17 protein-coding genes are annotated in these 16,461 nt (G+C 69.4%); 14 read left to right on the forward strand and 3 right to left on the reverse strand.

The features are described from left to right. Positions 1 to 53: 53 nt before the first annotated feature. From H261_RS17035 to H261_RS17060, 6 genes are read left to right on the forward strand one after another with little or no spacing between them, the layout of a single operon-like run. The gene (locus H261_RS17035) at positions 54 to 1,544 is read left to right on the forward strand and encodes a type II and III secretion system protein family protein (protein WP_008619940.1); all 1,491 of its coding nucleotides are present in this window, start codon (positions 54 to 56) and stop codon (positions 1,542 to 1,544) included. A gap of 11 nt (positions 1,545 to 1,555) precedes the next feature. After that, positions 1,556 to 2,242 carry a CpaD family pilus assembly protein gene (locus H261_RS17040; protein ID WP_235062966.1) on the forward strand — a complete coding sequence of 229 codons (687 nt, stop codon included), beginning with the start codon at positions 1,556 to 1,558 and terminating at the stop codon, positions 2,240 to 2,242. Between the two features lie 9 nt (positions 2,243 to 2,251). Beyond that, on the forward strand, positions 2,252 to 3,442 hold the full coding sequence (locus tag H261_RS17045) for an AAA family ATPase (RefSeq protein ID WP_008619945.1): 1,191 nt from the start codon (positions 2,252 to 2,254) through the stop codon (positions 3,440 to 3,442). A gap of 4 nt (positions 3,443 to 3,446) precedes the next feature. Beyond that, positions 3,447 to 4,826, forward strand: coding sequence for a CpaF family protein (locus tag H261_RS17050; RefSeq protein ID WP_008619947.1), 1,380 nt, complete (start codon positions 3,447 to 3,449; stop codon positions 4,824 to 4,826). Further along, positions 4,819 to 5,808: a type II secretion system F family protein gene (locus tag H261_RS17055; RefSeq protein ID WP_008619949.1), complete on the forward strand. Its 990-nt coding sequence runs from the start codon at positions 4,819 to 4,821 to the stop codon at positions 5,806 to 5,808. The genes H261_RS17050 and H261_RS17055 overlap by 8 nt, the downstream gene beginning before the upstream one ends. An 11-nt stretch (positions 5,809 to 5,819) precedes the next feature. Next, a complete protein-coding gene (locus H261_RS17060) occupies positions 5,820 to 6,779 on the forward strand; it encodes a type II secretion system F family protein (protein ID WP_008619951.1) in 960 nt (319 codons plus the stop codon). 60 nt (positions 6,780 to 6,839) lie between these two features. Here the strand turns inward: H261_RS17060 and H261_RS17065 are convergent, their stop codons facing one another. Then, positions 6,840 to 7,598: a tetratricopeptide repeat protein gene (locus H261_RS17065; RefSeq protein ID WP_008619953.1), complete on the reverse strand. Its 759-nt coding sequence runs from the start codon at positions 7,596 to 7,598 to the stop codon at positions 6,840 to 6,842. 126 nt (positions 7,599 to 7,724) lie between these two features. Between H261_RS17065 and H261_RS17070 the strand changes: the two genes are divergently transcribed. From H261_RS17070 to H261_RS17105, 8 genes are all read left to right on the forward strand, one after another. Continuing rightward, complete coding sequence (locus H261_RS17070; protein WP_008619955.1) at positions 7,725 to 8,207, forward strand: pilus assembly protein N-terminal domain-containing protein; 483 nt, start codon at positions 7,725 to 7,727, stop codon at positions 8,205 to 8,207. A gap of 84 nt (positions 8,208 to 8,291) precedes the next feature. Further along, a complete protein-coding gene (locus H261_RS17075) occupies positions 8,292 to 8,819 on the forward strand; it encodes a TadE/TadG family type IV pilus assembly protein (RefSeq protein ID WP_052004312.1) in 528 nt (175 codons plus the stop codon). Further along, positions 8,816 to 9,355: a TadE/TadG family type IV pilus assembly protein gene (locus H261_RS17080; RefSeq protein ID WP_008619967.1), complete on the forward strand. Its 540-nt coding sequence runs from the start codon at positions 8,816 to 8,818 to the stop codon at positions 9,353 to 9,355. Before H261_RS17075 ends, H261_RS17080 begins: the two co-directional genes overlap by 4 nt. A gap of 2 nt (positions 9,356 to 9,357) precedes the next feature. Further along, positions 9,358 to 10,752, forward strand: coding sequence for a TadE/TadG family type IV pilus assembly protein (locus H261_RS17085; protein WP_008619969.1), 1,395 nt, complete (start codon positions 9,358 to 9,360; stop codon positions 10,750 to 10,752). Between the two features lie 64 nt (positions 10,753 to 10,816). Beyond that, a complete protein-coding gene (locus H261_RS17090; protein ID WP_008619971.1) occupies positions 10,817 to 12,463 on the forward strand; it encodes an ABC transporter permease in 1,647 nt (548 codons plus the stop codon). After that, on the forward strand, positions 12,460 to 13,530 hold the full coding sequence (locus tag H261_RS17095) for an ABC transporter ATP-binding protein (protein ID WP_008619973.1): 1,071 nt from the start codon (positions 12,460 to 12,462) through the stop codon (positions 13,528 to 13,530). The genes H261_RS17090 and H261_RS17095 overlap by 4 nt, the downstream gene beginning before the upstream one ends. A gap of 96 nt (positions 13,531 to 13,626) precedes the next feature. Beyond that, positions 13,627 to 14,637 (forward strand): Fe(3+) ABC transporter substrate-binding protein, encoded by a 1,011-nt coding sequence (locus tag H261_RS17100; protein WP_008619974.1) that lies wholly within the window; start codon positions 13,627 to 13,629, stop codon positions 14,635 to 14,637. 124 nt (positions 14,638 to 14,761) lie between these two features. Then, entirely contained in the window at positions 14,762 to 15,811 is a 1,050-nt protein-coding gene (locus tag H261_RS17105; protein ID WP_008619975.1) for an HpcH/HpaI aldolase/citrate lyase family protein, read from the forward strand. A gap of 38 nt (positions 15,812 to 15,849) precedes the next feature. Here the strand turns inward: H261_RS17105 and H261_RS17110 are convergent, their stop codons facing one another. Continuing rightward, positions 15,850 to 16,146, reverse strand: coding sequence for a type II toxin-antitoxin system RelE/ParE family toxin (locus H261_RS17110; RefSeq protein WP_008619976.1), 297 nt, complete (start codon positions 16,144 to 16,146; stop codon positions 15,850 to 15,852). 27 nt (positions 16,147 to 16,173) lie between these two features. Beyond that, entirely contained in the window at positions 16,174 to 16,455 is a 282-nt protein-coding gene (locus H261_RS17115) for a type II toxin-antitoxin system Phd/YefM family antitoxin (protein WP_008619977.1), read from the reverse strand. Between the last annotated feature and the right edge of the window lie 6 nt (positions 16,456 to 16,461).

Raw genomic sequence — 16,461 nt, forward strand, 5'->3', positions numbered from 1 at the left:
GAGGGGGTGCGGGTCAATCGCGCCGGTCAGGTCAGTTCGGAAGGGGTGGGGCGATGAACGGGCGTTTGGTGCTTGCCGCGGTGCTGGCGATTCTGCTGGCGGCACCCGCCTGGGCGCGGGACGAGGAGCCGCCGCCGCCGCAACCCTCGCCGCGCGCCAAGGTGGTCAGCATCGGTGCTCCGCCCGAGGCGGCGCAATCCCAGCGCCCCGGCACCCCCCAGGTGCTGCGCCTTCCGTCCTCCGCCTCGGCGGAATCCATGCGGGTTGCGGTGGGCAAGAGCATCGACCTGCCCCTGCCCGCCGCCGTCAAGGAAGTGGTGGTGGGCAATTCCGACATCGCCGACGTGATGGTGCGCGCCCCCAACCTGGTCCATATCACCGGGCGGGCGGTGGGCCAGACCAACGTCTTCCTGATGGACCGCTCGGGCCGGGTCATGCGGCGCATCGACCTGGCGGTGTCCATCGATTCCCAGGCGGTGAAGGACGCGCTGCGCGCCGTGCTGCCCGACGAGCATGCCATCGCCGCCGAGGCGGTGGCCGACAGCCTGTACCTGTCGGGCTCGGTCAAGAACGACGCGGCGGCCCGCGACGCCAAGATGGTGGCGCGGCGTTTCGTGTCCGAGGACGCCAAGCTGGTCAACCTGATCCGGGTGGTTAACGAGCAGCAGGTGCTGCTCCACGTCAAGGTGGCGGAGATCCAGCGCACGGTGCTGAAGGAACTGGGGGTCGGCCTGACCTCCAACAAGACCGTTCCCCTGGTGGGCAGCTCCAAGCTGAGTTCGCTCTCCACCAGCGCCACCGTGGGTCTGTTCGACACGGCCAGCAACCCGCTCTACGGCACCGCCACCATCACCGGCATCGGCGCCCTGGTGGCCAATCTCAACATCCTGGAGAACCAGGGACTGATCCGCACCCTGGTGGAGCCCAACCTGACGGCGGTGTCGGGCGAGACCGCCACCATGCTGGCCGGCGGCGAGTTGCCCATTCCCGTCTCCACCACCAACGGCTCCATCAGCATCGAGTTCAAGCCCTATGGCGTGCTGCTGTCCTTCACGCCCGTGGTGCTCGATCCCGGCCGCCTCAGCCTCAAGATGAGCACCGAGGTCAGTGCCATCGACACCAACAACAGCACGGCCATCACCTCCACCATCTCGGTGCCGGCCTTCAAGGTGCGCCGCGCCGGCTCAACGGTGGAACTGCCCTCGGGCGGCTCCATCATGATCGCCGGCCTGCTGCAGAACGACATCACCGCCAACATCGCCGGCCTGCCGGGGCTGATGGACCTGCCGGTGCTGGGGGCGCTGTTCCGCTCCAACGCCTTCCAGCGCAACGAGACCGAACTGGTGGTGATCCTGTCGGCCTATGTGGTCCGCCCGGTGGAGCAACCCGGCAGCCTTTCCACTCCCAACGACGGCTTCGCGCCCAGTTCCGACCTGAAGCGCTTCCTGCTGGGCCGGCTGCAGGACACCTACACCACCCGCTCCAAGGAGGCGCCCGCCGCCCCTCCCGCCCTGCAGGGCCCCTACGGCCACATCGTCCAGTGAGGAGGATGACCATGAATCCGTTCCGCGCCGTCCTTTCCGTCCTGGCCCTCTCCCCTCTGCTGGGGGCCTGCGCCGCCGACCTGGCCGAGCACGATTACCGCCTGTCCCACCCCATCGCCGTGGAGGAGAAGGCGGCGGTCGCCCTGTTCGCCCGTCCGGCCGAGGGCGCGGCGCTGTCCGCCGCCGACCGCGACCGCCTGGGCCGTCTGGCCGAGGAATCCCTGCGGCGCGGCGCCGGTCCCATCCAGGTCAGCGCCGGAGCGCGGCCGGGCGAGGAGGACGCGGCCCTGGCCTTCGCCCGGACCCTGGCCGACACCCTGCACGCCTGGGGCGTCGGGCCGGTCTCGGTCGCGGTGGTCGGCGGCGCCGATGCCGTGCCGCAGCCGGGCATCGCCCAGGTGCGCGTGCCGGTGTGGGAGGCCAAGGCGCCGGAATGCGGCAATTTCGACCGGAGCCTCAATCCCGACTATTTCAACGCGCCGCACAGCAACTGGGGCTGCTCCATCCAGCGCAACAAGGCGCTGATGGTGCAGAACCCCGCCGATCTGGTCCGCGCCCGCGAAACCTCGGGCCGCGACGGCGGCCGGGCGGCCACGGTGCTCGACAAGTACGGCAAGGGCGAGGCCACCGGCGCCGCCAGGGAAAACACCAGCGCCGGTTCCGCCTCGTCGGTGGGTTCGTCCAGCGGCGCCAAGTAGGAGGCGGCCATGGCCTATCGCCTGACCATCGAGGCCTTCTGCTGCGGGGCCGACACCGCCCAGGCCCTGCGCGCCGCCGCCGCCGAGCGGCAGTTGGCCAAGTCGCGCCTCGCCGTGATGGAGGGCGGGCTGGCGGCGGCCGTCGCTCATTACGCCGAACTGCCCACCCCCCAGGTGCTGGTGGTGGAGGAGACCGACCCCGCTCTGCTGCGCCCGCGCCTCGACCAGCTGGCCGAGGTCTGCGTCGCCGGCACCAAGGTGGTGGTGATCGGCCCGGTCAACGACATCCGCCTGTACCGCGAGCTGATGGCCAGGGGCGTCGCCGACTACCTGCCCGCCCCGGTGGGCGCCCGCCAGTTGGCGGACAGCCTGACCGGCCTGTTCGCCGACCCGGCCTCGGCGCCTAAGGGTCGGGTGGCGGCCTGCTGGGGGGCCCGGGGCGGCACCGGCTCGTCCACCATGGCGCAGAACCTGGCCTGGGCCGCCGCCCGCCACTTGGGCGAGCGGGTGATCCTCATCGACCTGGACATCGCCTTCGGCACCTCGATCCTGGCCTTCAACCTGGAGGCCAAGCAGAGCGTCGCCGACGCCCTGGCCAATCCCGAGCGCCTGGACGAGGTGCTGATGGACCGCTGCATGGCCGAGTACGACGACCATCTGCAGGTTCTGGCCGCCCCCGGCGACGGGCGGGGCCGCGCCGCCATCCCGGCCGACGCCGTCGAGCACATGGTGGAACTGGCGTCGCGCATGGCCGCCCTGGTGGTGCTCGACGTTCCCCATGTGTGGGCCGAGTGGAGCGAGGGCCTGCTGGCCGCCGCCGATGAGGTGGTGATTACCGCCATTCCCGATTTCGCCTGCCTGCGCGACGCCAAGACGCTGCTGGAACTGCTGTCGCCGCGCCGCCAGGGCATGGCGGCTCCCCGGCTGGTGCTCAACCGGGCCGAGAACGGCCGCAAGGCGCAATTGTCGTCCGCCGATTTCGCCGATACCCTGAAGGTGGTTCCGGCCCTGGTGATCCCCGCCGATCCCGCCCTGTTCGGCGAGGCGGCCACCGAGGCCCGCATGCTGGGCGAGGTGGCGGCCAGCCACAAGATCGTCCAGTCCCTGGGCCAGCTGGCCGCCGCCCTGAGCGGCAAGGCGGCCCCGGCGGGGCGCAAGGCGTCGGGGGGCAAGGGCCTGCTCGGCTGGCTGAAGAGGTAGACCCATGTTTGGCCGGCGCTCCGCCGCTCCCGACCCCAAGGTCCCCGCCGCCCGCGAGGCGGCGAAGCCCGCCGCCGTTCCGGCGCCGGCCGGCGGGCGGGGGGCGGAGATGGACCAGCGCCTGTCCGACATCAAGATCGCCATCTTCAACGACCTGATCGATTCCGTGGACCCCACCGAGTTGGGCACCCTGGAGCCGGCCCAGGTGCGCGAGGAAATCTCGGACATCGTCGCCGAGATCATCTCCATGCGGAACCTGGTGATCTCGGCGGCCGAGCAGCAGGTGGTGATCGGCGACATCTGCAACGACGTGTTGGGTCTGGGGCCGTTGGAGCCGCTGATCGCCCGCGACGATATCGCCGACATCATGGTCAACGGCGCCGACAAGGTCTACATCGAGACCGAGGGCCGCATCGAGCTGACCGACATCAAGTTCCGCGACAACGCCCAGCTGATGAACATCTGCCAGCGCATCGTGGCGGCGGTGGGGCGCCGCGTCGACGAATCCAGCCCCATCTGCGACGCCCGCCTAGGTGACGGCTCGCGCGTCAACGTCATCGTGCCGCCGCTCGCCATCGACGGTCCGACGCTGACCATCCGTAAGTTCAAGCGCGAGAAACTGACCCTGGAAAAGCTGGTGGAGTTCGGCTCGGCCTCGGCCCCGGCGGCCCGCGTGCTGCAGATCGCCGCCGCGTCGCGCCTCAACATCCTGATCTCGGGCGGCACCGGTTCGGGCAAGACCACCCTGCTCAACTGCATGACCCGCTACATCGACCAGACCGAGCGCATCGTCACCTGCGAGGACGCCGCCGAGCTGCAATTGCAGCAGCCCCATGTGGTGCGCCTGGAAACCCGTCCGCCCAATCTGGAGGGCGCCGGCGCCATCACCATGCGCGACTTGGTGAAGAACTGCCTGCGCATGCGGCCCGAACGTATCATCGTCGGCGAGGTGCGCGGGCCGGAAGCCTTCGACCTGCTGCAGGCCATGAACACCGGCCATGACGGCTCCATGGGCACCATCCACGCCAACACGCCCAGGGACGCCCTGTCGCGCGTCGAGAACATGGTGGCCATGGGCGGCTATTCCCTGCCGGCCAAGGCGGTGCGCGAGCAGATCGCCTCGGCGGTCAACCTGATCGTCCAGGCGTCGCGCTTGCGCGACGGCTCGCGCAAGATCACCCATATCACCGAGGTGGTGGGCATGGAGGGCGAGATCATCACGCTCCAGGACCTGTTCGTCTTCGAGTTCGAGGGCGAGGACAGCCGCGGCCGCATCCTGGGGCGCCACCGCCCCACCGGCCTGCGTCCCGCCTTCTGGGACCGCGCCCGCTATTACGGCCTGGAGCGCGATCTGGCCGAGGCGCTGGGAGAGATCCATGTTTGAGGCTCTCGCCCGCCTGCCGCCAGAGATCGCCGTGCTGGTGGCGGTGCTGCTGGCCGCCCTGCTGGTGCTGGGCTGGTCCATGGCGGCGCTGATCCACGGGCCGCGCGCCCGGCTGAAGCGGCGTCTCGCCGTGGTGGCCGGCGGGCAGGCTCCGGCCCGCCGGGCGGCGCGCGGCCCCCAGCGCAAATCGGTGCAGGCCCGCCTGAAGGCGGTGGAAGGCGCGCGCCAGCGCCATTTCGGCTGGCGGCTGCGTGAACAGCTGATGCAGGCGGGCTGGCGGCTGGAGGTCTGGCAGTATCTGGCCGGCTCGGCGCTCCTGGCCCTGCTGGTGCTGGCGGTGGGCGAGGTGTCGGGACTGGCCCTGGCGTGGAGCGGGCTGGCCGCCCTTTGCCTGGGGATCGGGGCGCCTAAGCTGGTGCTCGGCGTGGCGGCGGGCAAGCGGCTGAAGGCCTTTGCCGCCCAGTTCGCCGATGCGCTCGACGTGGTGGTGCGCGGCATCCGCTCCGGCCTGCCCTTGGGCGAGTGCATCGCCATCATCGGCCGCGAGATGCCCGATCCGGTGGGCGCCGAATTCCGCCAGATCACCGAGGGCACCCGCATCGGCCTGACCCTGCACGAGGCCATGGGCCGGGCGGTGGAGCGCATGCCCATGGCCGAGATGCGCTACTTCGCCATCGTGCTGGCCATCCAGCAGCAGACCGGCGGCAATCTGGCCGAGACCCTGGCCAAGCTGTCCGACGTGCTGCGCGCCCGCAAGCGCATGCGCGACAAGGTCCAGGCCTATGCCGCCGAGGCCCGCGCCTCGGCCGCCATCATCGGCTCGCTGCCCTTGGTGGTGGTCGGCATGCTGGCCCTGGTGGCGCCGCAATACATCGGCCTGCTGTTCACCAGCGACGCCGGCAACATCCTGCTGGCCATCGGCATCCTGACCGAGGCGGCCGGGGTGCTGGTCATGCGCAACATGATCAACTTCGACATCTGAGGGAGGGCGAGATGCTGACCACCCTCATCATGATCACGGCGGCCCTGGCGGCGGCGGCTTCGGTGCTGGCCATCGCCCTGCCGCTACTGGCCCGCGACCGCCGGGCGTCGCGCATCAAGGCGGTGTCCAACCGCCGCCGCGAACTGTCCGAGCGCCAGAAGGCCGAACTGGAGCAGGCGCGCGGCCCGGGCCGCCGGCGGGGGGGCAGGCCGCAGCGCCGCGTCGCCCTGATGCGCGCCGTCATCGACCGGCTGAAGCTGCAGGACCTGATGGAGGCCAAGGCGCTGAAGGCTAAGCTGGCCCAGGCCGGCTGGCGCGGTCAGGCGGCGCCGCTCACCTTCATCTTCGCCCGGGTGGCCCTGCCGGTGATCCTGCTGGCGCTCGGCCTGATCTACGCCACCACCCTGTTCGACGAGCAGCCGCTGATGGTCCGCGCCATGATCCTGGCGGTGGCCATGGGGATCGGCGCCCTGCTGCCCAACATCTGGCTGACCAACGCGGTGCAGAAACGGCAACTGGCGCTGGGCCGCGCTTTTCCCGACGCGCTGGACCTCATCGTCATCTGCGTCGATGCCGGGCTGTCGGTGGAGACGGCCCTGGGCCGCGTCACCGAGGAGATGATGATCAGCGCTCCCGAGATGGCCGAGGAGATCGGCCTGACCGCCGCCGAGCTGGCCTTCCTGGCCGACCGCCGCCATGCCTGGGAGAACTTCACCGAGCGCACCGGCCTGCCCCAGGTCAAGTCCCTGGCCACCGCCCTGATCCAGTCCGAGAAGTACGGCACGCCGGTGGCCCAGGCGCTGAAGGTCATCTCCCAGGAGAACCGCGAGGGCCGCATGGCCGCCGCCGAGAAGAAGGCCGCCGCTCTGCCGGCCAAGCTGACCGTGCCGATGATCGTCTTCTTCCTGCCGGTGCTGTTCCTGATCATCGCCGGCCCGGCGGCGATCCAGGTGTCGGGGATGATGAAGTGATGCGGGTGTCCCGCCCGCGCTCCAATCAAATGCGCGGGCGTCCCGCCCGCGGGGGAAACCCTACCGCCGGGTCGCCGCCGCCAGGGCGCGCAGCATCTCGGCGTTGATCCTGGCCTGTTCGGGGTTGAGGTCGCGGCGCGCCAGGCGTTCAGCCTCGGCCCCGTCGCCCTTCAGCGCCAGCAGCAGCGCCAGGTTCTGCCGCACCTGGGCGGTGGCGGCGGGCAGGTCGGCGGCGCGGGCCAGCGTCGCCAGGGCGGCGTCCAACTGCCCGGACAGGGCCTGGGACAGGCCGAGATTGTTCAGCACTGCGGCGTTGTCGGGGGTGATCTCCAGGGCCCTGGCATAGGCGGCCTGGGCTTCGGCGGCGTGGCCCTGGGAATCCAGCGCCACCCCCAGGGTGGAGTGGACCTCCCAATTGCCGGGAATCATGCCCCGCGCCTCTTCCAGGGTCCTGATGGCGAGTCCGGTCCGGTCGGCGGCGAGATAATCCTTGCCCAGTTCCAGCAGGATCTCGGCATCGCGGCCCTGGCGGGCCAGATGGGCCTGCAGCAGGTCGGCCGCCGCCTGGCCCTGGCCGGAATATCGCAGGTTGCGGGCCAGGGCGATGCCCAGCCCGCTGTCGTCGGGGCGGCGCTGATAGATCGTCGAGAGATGCTGCACGGCACCCCGGTAGTCGCGGCCCGCCTCGGCGGCCAGGGCGGCGGCGCGCAAGCTGGGCTCCACCGCCGAGGACATGGCCCCGCCGTTTTCCCCGCCGCCGGTGACGGAGCAGGCGGCCAGCATCAGGGCCAGGGGCAGGGCGGCAAGGCGGTTGGTCATGGTGGTCCGGGCTCCTGGGGAAACGGGGGCTGTTCCCGTTCATACGCCTTTGTGAAGACTACCACTGTGGCGGGCTTCATTCATGCATTAGGATGGGGGCGTCGCCATATCCCGTCGAGGTTCGCCATGAAGGCCCGGCATTTCCTGTCCCTGTTGCTCGCCGGAATGCTGTTGGCCGCCCCCCTGGCGGCGTGGGCGGCCGAGGCGCTGGAGGTGCCGCTGGGCGGCGCCATGCTGCTGCCCCTGCGCGGCGCCGCCCGCTCGGTGGTGGTGGGCAATCCCGCCATCGCCGACGTCACCGTCGACGGGCCGCGCGCCATCACCGTGTTCGGCAAGGCGCCCGGCGGCACCACCCTGGCGGTGCTCGATGCCGGCGGCGGCGTCCTGGTGGAGCGCCAGGTGGTGGTGCTGGCCGGCGGCGCCAATTCGGTGACCCTGCGCTACGGTACCGGCAAGACCTGGGTGCCGGGCGGCGCCACCGCCATCGTCGATTGCGGCGCCAATGCCTGCGCCCCGGCCAACGTCCTGTCGGGGGAAAGCCCCTACAAGGCCAAGGCGGGGGCCGCCGCCGCTCCCGCTTCCGCCGCTCCCCAAGTCCCGCCGCAATAATCATCGCGGATTTGTGAGACACGCCACGGAATATGACCTTCGGTCATGCCATGATACCTGCCGGATCAAGTCAGAGGCGATATCATGTTCTCGGCGCTTTTTCACAGGTTGGGAGGTCTCGGGCGGAACCGGCGCGGTTCGGTGACCCTGGAATATTCCATCCTGCTGCTGCCGGCCCTGATGATCCTGTTCGGCATCTTCGAGATGGGGATGGTGATCTTCGAGAATTCGGTGGTGGAGGGCGCCACCCGCGACGCGGCGCGCCGCCTGCGCACCGGCCAGGCCCAGACCAGCGTCGATCCCGCCGCCAATTTCCGCCAGGCGTTCTGCGCCTCGCTGTTCAGCCTCTACAACTGCGCCTCCTTCACCTTCGACGTGCGCAGCTTCGGCGACTTCACCGCCATCGCGCTGCCGGCCCCCCAGTTCGACGCCCAGGGCAATGTCAGCAACGCCCAGTTCACGCCGGGCGGGGCGGGGACCATCACCACGGTGCGGGTGATCTACCGCCACGTCTTCGCCACCCCGCTGATCGGCTCGCTGATGGGGGCGGGCACCGGCAACACTCTGGCGGTAACCGCCACCGCCGTGTTCAAGACGGAGCCCTACTCATGATGCCCGTGCTATTCCGCCGCCTGTGGGGTAATTGCCGGGGGGTGGCGGCGGTGGAGTTCGCGTTGACGCTCCCCATCATGATCACCGCCCTGCTGGGCACGGTGGAGATCGCCAATCTGGTCAAGAGCTACGGCAAGGTGGTGTCGGCGGCCCAGTCGGTGGCCGATCTCACCGCCCAGTCGTCGTCGCTGACCACGGCGCAGATGGATTCCATCCGCACCGCCGCCCAGCGGGTGCTCGACCCGCTGGTCACCAACGCCACCAATCTGGGAATCGACGTGGTCAGCGTCGGCTTCGACGCCGGGGGCAGTCCCAGCCAGCTGTGGCGCTACCAGTGGGGGGCGGTGTCGGGCTCGCCGTCGCTGTCGGGCGCCGCCGGGCTGGGCGCGGCGGGCGAAAGCGTCATCATGGTGCGGCTGTCCTATGTCTGTGTGCCGGTGCTGCACCATATCGTGCCCAGCAAGACCTTCAGCGAAATGTCCTATACGCGCCCCCGGCTGGTGCGCCGGATCGCCCTCAACGGGGTGGGAGGCTGACCATGATCACCGCGCTGCTTTCACGCCTGATGCGCTGCCGGGACGGCAACATGGCCATGCTGCTGGCCATCGGCCTGATGCCGATCATCGCCACCATCGGCCTGGGCGTGGACGTGGCCCGCGCCTATGCGGTCAAAAGCCGCATGTCCGCCGCCCTGGACGCCGCCGCCCTGGCGGTGGGGTCGTCCACCGGCACCGACGCCCAGCTTTCCGCCGTGGCGCAGAAATTCTTCGACGCCAATTACCCGCCGGGCGCCCTGGGGGCGAATCCCAGCGTGTCGGTGGTGGTGACCGGCGACGTCATCACCGCTTCGGCGGTGGCGGTGGTCGATACCGTGTTCATGAAGGTGGTGGGGCTGGACGACGTTCCCGTCCACGCCGACACCACCGTCAACCGCCAGATCGCCGGGCTGGAACTGGCCATGGTGCTGGACAACACCGGCTCCATGACGTCGAACAACAACATCCAGGCGGCGCGCGACGCCGCCAACCAGCTGACCGACATCCTGTTCGGCACCGCCGCCGTGCATCCCTATCTCAAGATCGCCCTGGTGCCTTATTCGGCGGCGGTCAATCCCGGCTCGGTGGCGCCCTCGCTGATCACCACCGGCGACGCCTACGCCCCCAACGACCTGCTGGGCTGGAAGGGCTGCGTCATCGAGCGGGCCGGGGCCAACGGGGTGGGCGACACCTCGGCGGCCACCGCCGCCTGGACCCGCTACAAGTGGGTGCCGGCCATCGACAATTATTACGACGCCACCAAGTCGTCCACCGTGCTGGCCAATCCCTCCAACGGCAACGCCTCCACCGGTCCCAATCTGGGCTGCCCGACGGCCATCACCCCGCTCACCAACGTCAAGGCGACCCTGACGGCGGCCATCAACGCCCAGCAGGCCTGGAGCCGGGGCGGCACCCTGTCGGACGTGGGCATGGCCTGGGGTCTGCGGGTGCTGTCGCCCGAACCGCCCTTCACCGAGGGCCTGGCCTGGGGTACGCCCAAATGGAGCAAGGCGGTGATCCTGATGACCGACGGCGACAACCAGTTCTACAAGCTGACCAGCACGGCGGGCGGCAACAAGGTCAACAGCGCGGTGAACTCGGATTACAGCGCCTATGGCCGCCTGGACGAACTGGGCCGCATCGGCACCACCAACACCACCACCGCCAAGGCCACCATCAATTCCCGCCTGACCACGGTATGCAACGCCATGAAGGCCAAGAACATCATCGTCTATACGGTGACCTTCACCTCGGGCATCAACCAGGCCACCAAGGACATCTACAAGGCCTGCGCCTCCGACGCCTCCAAGTACTTCGACTCGCCCTCCCAGGACGAACTGAAAAGCGCCTTCCGCGCCATCGCCACCAGCCTCAGCAATCTGCGGGTCAGCCAGTAAAAGACCTAAAAAAACTGTGGGCGGGAGTTGTCGCTGAGACTGAGTCGCACTAATGTGTGGCGTCATGTCCGCTTCCCCCTCTCCCCGCCTTGCCGCCGAAGCCCTGTCCGCCCGCCCGCCGGGGGCGGGCTGGGTGCTGCTGGCCCTGGCTCTGGCCGTCCTGGTCGCCCTGCCGGTCCTGATGGTGGCGGCCAATCTGGCGGCCCCCACCGAAGGGGTGTGGAGCCATCTGGCCGAGACGGTGCTGGGCGCCTATGTGGCCAATTCCCTGTGGCTGATGCTGGGCGTCGGTCTGGGGGTGACCATCGGCGGGGTGGGCACCGCCTGGCTGGTCACCATGTGCCGCTTTCCCTTCAGCCGGTCCCTGGAATGGGCGCTGCTGCTGCCCATGGCCATGCCGGCCTATGTGGTCGCCTATACCTATACCGGCGTGCTGGACTATGCCGGGCCGGTGCAGTCGGCCTTGCGCGCCCTGTTCGGCTGGAGTTCGGCGCGGGATTACTGGTTCCCCGAGGTGCGCTCGCTGGGCGGCGCCATCTGGGTGATGAGCATGGTGCTCTACCCCTATGTCTACATGATGGCCCGCGCCGCCTTCCTGGAGCAGTCGGTCTGCGTGCTGGAGGCGGCGCGCACCCTGGGCCGCTCCCCCTGGCGGGCCTTCACCCAGGTGGCGCTGCCGCTGGCCCGGCCGGCGGTGGTGGCCGGGGTGGCCCTGGCCCTGATGGAGACGCTGAACGATTTCGGCACCGTGCATTACTTCGCGGTGGACACCTTCACCACCGGCATCTACCGCACCTGGCTGGGCCTGGGCCAGCCGGCGGCGGCGGCGCAGTTGGGCGCCGTGCTGATGCTGTTCGTGCTGTCCCTGGTGCTGGCCGAGCGCATGTCGCGCGGCGCCGGGCGTTTCCACCACACCACCGGGCGCTACCGTCGTCTGCCGCAACTGGAGCTGAAGGGGGGCAAGGCCGCCGCCGCCCTGGCGTTCAGCGCCATGCCGCTGGCGCTGGGCTTCCTGCTGCCCGGTTCCATGCTGGCCGCCTGGGTGATCCAGGACGCCGCCTTGTCCGGGCTGGGCGAACTGGCCGGCAACAGCCTGATCCTTGCCGGGGTGGCGGGCGCGACGGCCGTGGCGGTGGCCCTGCCGCTCGCCTATGCCCAGCGGCTGCGGCCCTCGCCCCTGGTCAAGGGCTGCGTGCGCCTCGCCTCGCTGGGCTATGCGGTGCCGGGCTCGGTCATCGCGGTGGGCATCATGGTGCCGTTGACCGCGCTCGACCGCCTGATGGGCGGGTTGTTCCTCACCGGAACCGTGGTGGCGCTGACCTACGCCTATCTGGTGCGTTTCCTGGCAGTGTCGGTCAACGCGGTGGAATCCAGCCTGGGCAAGATCACGCCGTCCATGGAGGCGGCGGCCCGCACCCTGGGGGCCGGGCTGGGCAAGACGCTGCGGCGCGTCCACATCCCCATGATGCGCACCAGCCTGCTGTCGGCGGCGCTGCTGGTCTTCGTCGACGTGATGAAGGAATTGCCGGCCACCCTGCTGATGCGGCCCTTCAATTTCGACACCCTGGCGACGCGGACCTTCACCCTGGCCTCGGACGAGCGCCTCGCCGACGCGGCGGCGCCGGCCCTGGCCATCGTGCTGGCCGGCCTGCTGCCGGTGATGCTGCTGAGCCGGGCCATCGCGCGCTCGCGCCCCGGAGGAGAGGAATGAACACCATGGGCACCGACGGTCTGATCATCGACGCGGTCAGCCACGATTACGGCGGCAAGGACGTGGTGCGCGAGGTGTCGCTGCGCGTCGGACCGGGCGAGCTGGTCTGCCTGCTGGGGCCGTCGGGCTGCGGCAAGACCACCACTCTGCGCATCGCCGCCGGGCTGGAGGCTCCGCGCAAGGGCCGGGTGTTCCTGGACGGCAGGCTGGTGTCGGGGGACGGCACCCATGTGCCGCCCGAGCACCGCCATGTGGGCTTCCTGTTCCAGGATTATGCCCTGTTCCCCCATCTCGACGTCCTGGGCAACGTGGAATTCGGGCTGGACCGTCTGGCCAGGCCGGCGCGGCGCGAGCGCGCCCTGGCGGTGCTCGAGCAGGTGGGCATGACCGCCTATGCCGGCGCCTGGCCGCACCAACTGTCGGGCGGGCAGCAGCAGCGGGTGGCCCTGGCCCGCGCCCTGGCCCCCCATCCCCGGCTGATGCTGCTGGACGAGCCGTTCTCCGGCCTGGACAAGCGCCTGCGCGATCAGGTGCGCGACGAGACCCTGCACGTGCTCAAGACCTCGGGCGTTTCCACCCTGATGGTCACCCACGACCCGGAGGAGGCCATGTTCATGGCCGACCGCATCGCCGTCATGCGGGCCGGCCGGGTGGTGCAGATGGGCGAGCCGGCGGAGCTGTATTCCCGGCCGGCGGATGCCTTCGTCGCCTCCACCTTCGGCGAGATCAACATGCTGGCGGCCCGGGTGGCGGGCGGCGCGGTGGAGACGGCGGTGGGACGCTTCGCCGCCCCCGGCCTCGCCGAATCCCAGGCGGCGGGCGTGCTGATCCGCCCCGAGGGGGTGTCGCTCACCCCGGCGGCCGACGGCGAGGCCGTCGTGCTGGTCAGCCATCACCTGGGCCGCTCCAGCCTGGTGCATCTGCGGGTGGAGAAGGACGGCATGGCGCCGCAGCACCTGCATGCCCGCCTGCCGGGCACCCTGTGTCCCGCCGAGGGGGCGCGGGTCCGCCTGGCCGTCGACCCGGCCCAGGCCTTCGTCTTTCCGGCCAACGGCGAGGGCGGCTGATTCTCCATCAAACCCCTTTTTTCCTTGCGGAAAGCATGCTACACGGTCATGAGAATGCGAGTCCGTCGCAATATCATTGATCATGAGGGCAAAGTCATGATGCGTCTGGTTGGTTTGGTGCTGGGTGGCATGCTGGCGGTTGGGGCCGCCAATGCCGCCGAGGTTAACGTCTATTCGGCGCGCAAGGACCACCTGCTGAAGCCGGTGCTCGAGCAGTTCACCGCCCAGACCGGCATCAAGGTCAACCTGCTGTCGGCCGGCGAGGAACAGCTGCTGGAGCGCCTGAAGAGCGAAGGCGCCGGCAGCCCCGCCGACCTGTTCATCACCACCGACGTGGCCCACCTGCACAAGGCCCGCGTCGCCGGCGTGCTGCAGCCCACCCGCTCGGCCGAACTGGACAAGAATATCCCGGCCCGCTACCGCGACCCGCAGGGCTACTGGTACGGCCTGTCGGCCCGCGCCCGCGTGGTGCTCTACGCCAAGGACCGGGTGAAGCCCGCCGACCTGTCCACCTACGAGGATCTGGCCGATCCCAAGTGGAAGGGCCGCATCTGCGTGCGCTCGTCGTCGTCCACCTATAACCAGTCGCTGCTGGCCGGCCTTATCGCCGTGATGGGTCCCGACAAGGCCGAGACCTGGGCCAAGGCCGTGGTCGCCAACATGGCGCGCAAGCCCCAGGGCGGCGACCGCGACCAGATCACTGCCGTGGCCGCCGGGCAATGCGACCTAGCCATCGCCAACACCTATTATTTCGGCGGCATGCAGGTCTCGTCCAAGGCCGAGGAAAAGGATGCCGCCGCCAAGGTTGGCCTGTTCTTCCCCAACCAGGGTGGACGCGGCGTCCATATGAACGTGGCCGGCGCCGGCGTCACCAGCAGCGCCAAGCACAAGACCGAGGCGGTCAAGCTGCTGGAATTCCTGTCGGGTCCCGAGGCGCAGAAGACCTTCGCCGAGGGCAACAACGAATTCCCGGTGCTGCCCGCCGCCAAGGCCTCGCCCATCGTCGCCGCCTGGGGCGGCTTCAAGGCCGAGGACATCAACGTCGCCATGCTGGGCGAGAACAATCCCGTCGCTGTCCGCATCTTCGACCGGGTCGGCTGGCGCTGACCCCGGCCGCCTGACGCCAAGCGCCCGTCCGGCGATCCCGGGCGGGCGCTTTCCGCTTGTGCATCGCAGCACAGCGAAGCATTATTGCGGCCCGCTATTGTTTGCCGCAAGGAGATTGCGCCCCATGTCCGTCAAGCCGCCCCGCAAGTTCTTCGAGCCGCTCGCCATCGGTGCGCCCGCCCCCTATCGCGAGCTGCCGGTGCGTCTGGAGCGCATGATCCATTTCTTCCCGCCGCACAACGAGAAGATGCGCGCCAAGGCCGCCGAGATCGGCAAGACCGTCGACGTGCTGCTGGGCAACCTGGAAGACGCCATCCCCGCCGACGCCAAGGAGGCGGCCCGCGCCGGCTTCGTCGAGGTGGCCAAGGCCTGGGACAATCCCGGCACCGGCCTGTGGACCCGCGTCAACTGCCTGAACTCGCCGTGGTTCCTCGACGACATGAACGCCATTGTCGGCGAGGCCGGCGACAAGGTGGACGTGGTGATGCTGCCCAAGGTGGAAGGCCCCTGGGACATCCATTACCTCGACCAACTGCTGGCCCAACTGGAGGCTAAGCACGGCGTGAAGCGTCCGATCATGATTCACGCCATCCTGGAGACGGCGCTGGGCGTGGAAAACGTCGCCGCCATCTGCCAGGCCAGCCCCCGCATGCACGGCATCAGCCTCGGCCCGGCCGACCTTGCCGCCTCGCGCGGCATGAAGACCACCCGCGTCGGCGGCGGCCATCCCTTCTACGGCGTGCTGGAAGACGCCGCCGAGGGCAAGGCCGGCCGCACACTGTTCCAGCAGGATCTGTGGCACTACACCGTGGCCAAGATGGTCGACGCCTGCCAGTCGGCGGGAATCAAGGCTTTCTACGGCCCGTTCGGCGACTTCTCCGACGATGCCGCCTGCGAGGCGCAGTTCCGCAACGCCTTCCTGCTGGGCTGCGTCGGCGGCTGGTCGCTGCACCCCAAGCAGATCGACATCGCCAAGAAGGTGTTCAGCCCCGACGTGGCCGAGGTGCTGTTCGCCAAGAAAATCCTCGACGCCATGCCCGACGGCACCGGCGCGGTGATGATCGACGGCAAGATGCAGGACGACGCCACCTGGAAGCAGGCCAAGGTCATGGTCGATCTGGCGCGCGCGGTGGCCGCCAAGGACCCGGAGATGGCCAAGGCCTACGGGCTGTAAGATTGCGGGCGATCCCCCTTCCCGTCAGGGGAGGGGGATCATCGCAGCAATCGTTGCTGCAACAGGGTTTGCATGTCCCGGCGGCCGTCCAGAACGCAATAGACCACCACTTGGCGTCCCCTGATCCGATAGATCACCCGATAGGGCTTGTGGTGGAGTTCGCGGAACTCGGAGATGCCCAACCGTTCCAGTTCCTTTGGAACATTGCCGCGTTCGGGCATTGTTGCCAAGCCCAGGCAGGCCGTCTCGATGGCGGACAGCAGGGTCTCCGCCTCGGCCGGAGAGCCGTTGAGGAGCGACGAAGCGGTAGAGGTCCTCCATGTCCCGCTCGGCATCCGAGGACAGCAATACCTCGAAGGTCATTACCCGGAGACGGGCTTCAGGCGGCGGCGGAGGGCGGCGAAGGCCTTGGCCGCCGGCCGTGCCTCGCCGGCTTCGACCCGGGCGGTGGTCAGGGCCAGCATCTTCAGCAGCGCCAGGGCTTCCTGGGTCTGTTCATAGCTGTCGATATCCTGAAGAACCGCCTTGGCTTCACCATGCAGGGTGATGAACAGCGGCTCTCGATTGTCGGCCAAACCCCGAATCATTTCCGGGGCGTGGGCCCTGAGATAGCTGATGGGCTTGACGCGTTCCGACAGCTTCATGATCCA

Source organism: Paramagnetospirillum caucaseum, assembly GCF_000342045.1.
GTDB lineage: Bacteria > Pseudomonadota > Alphaproteobacteria > Rhodospirillales > Magnetospirillaceae > Phaeospirillum > Phaeospirillum caucaseum.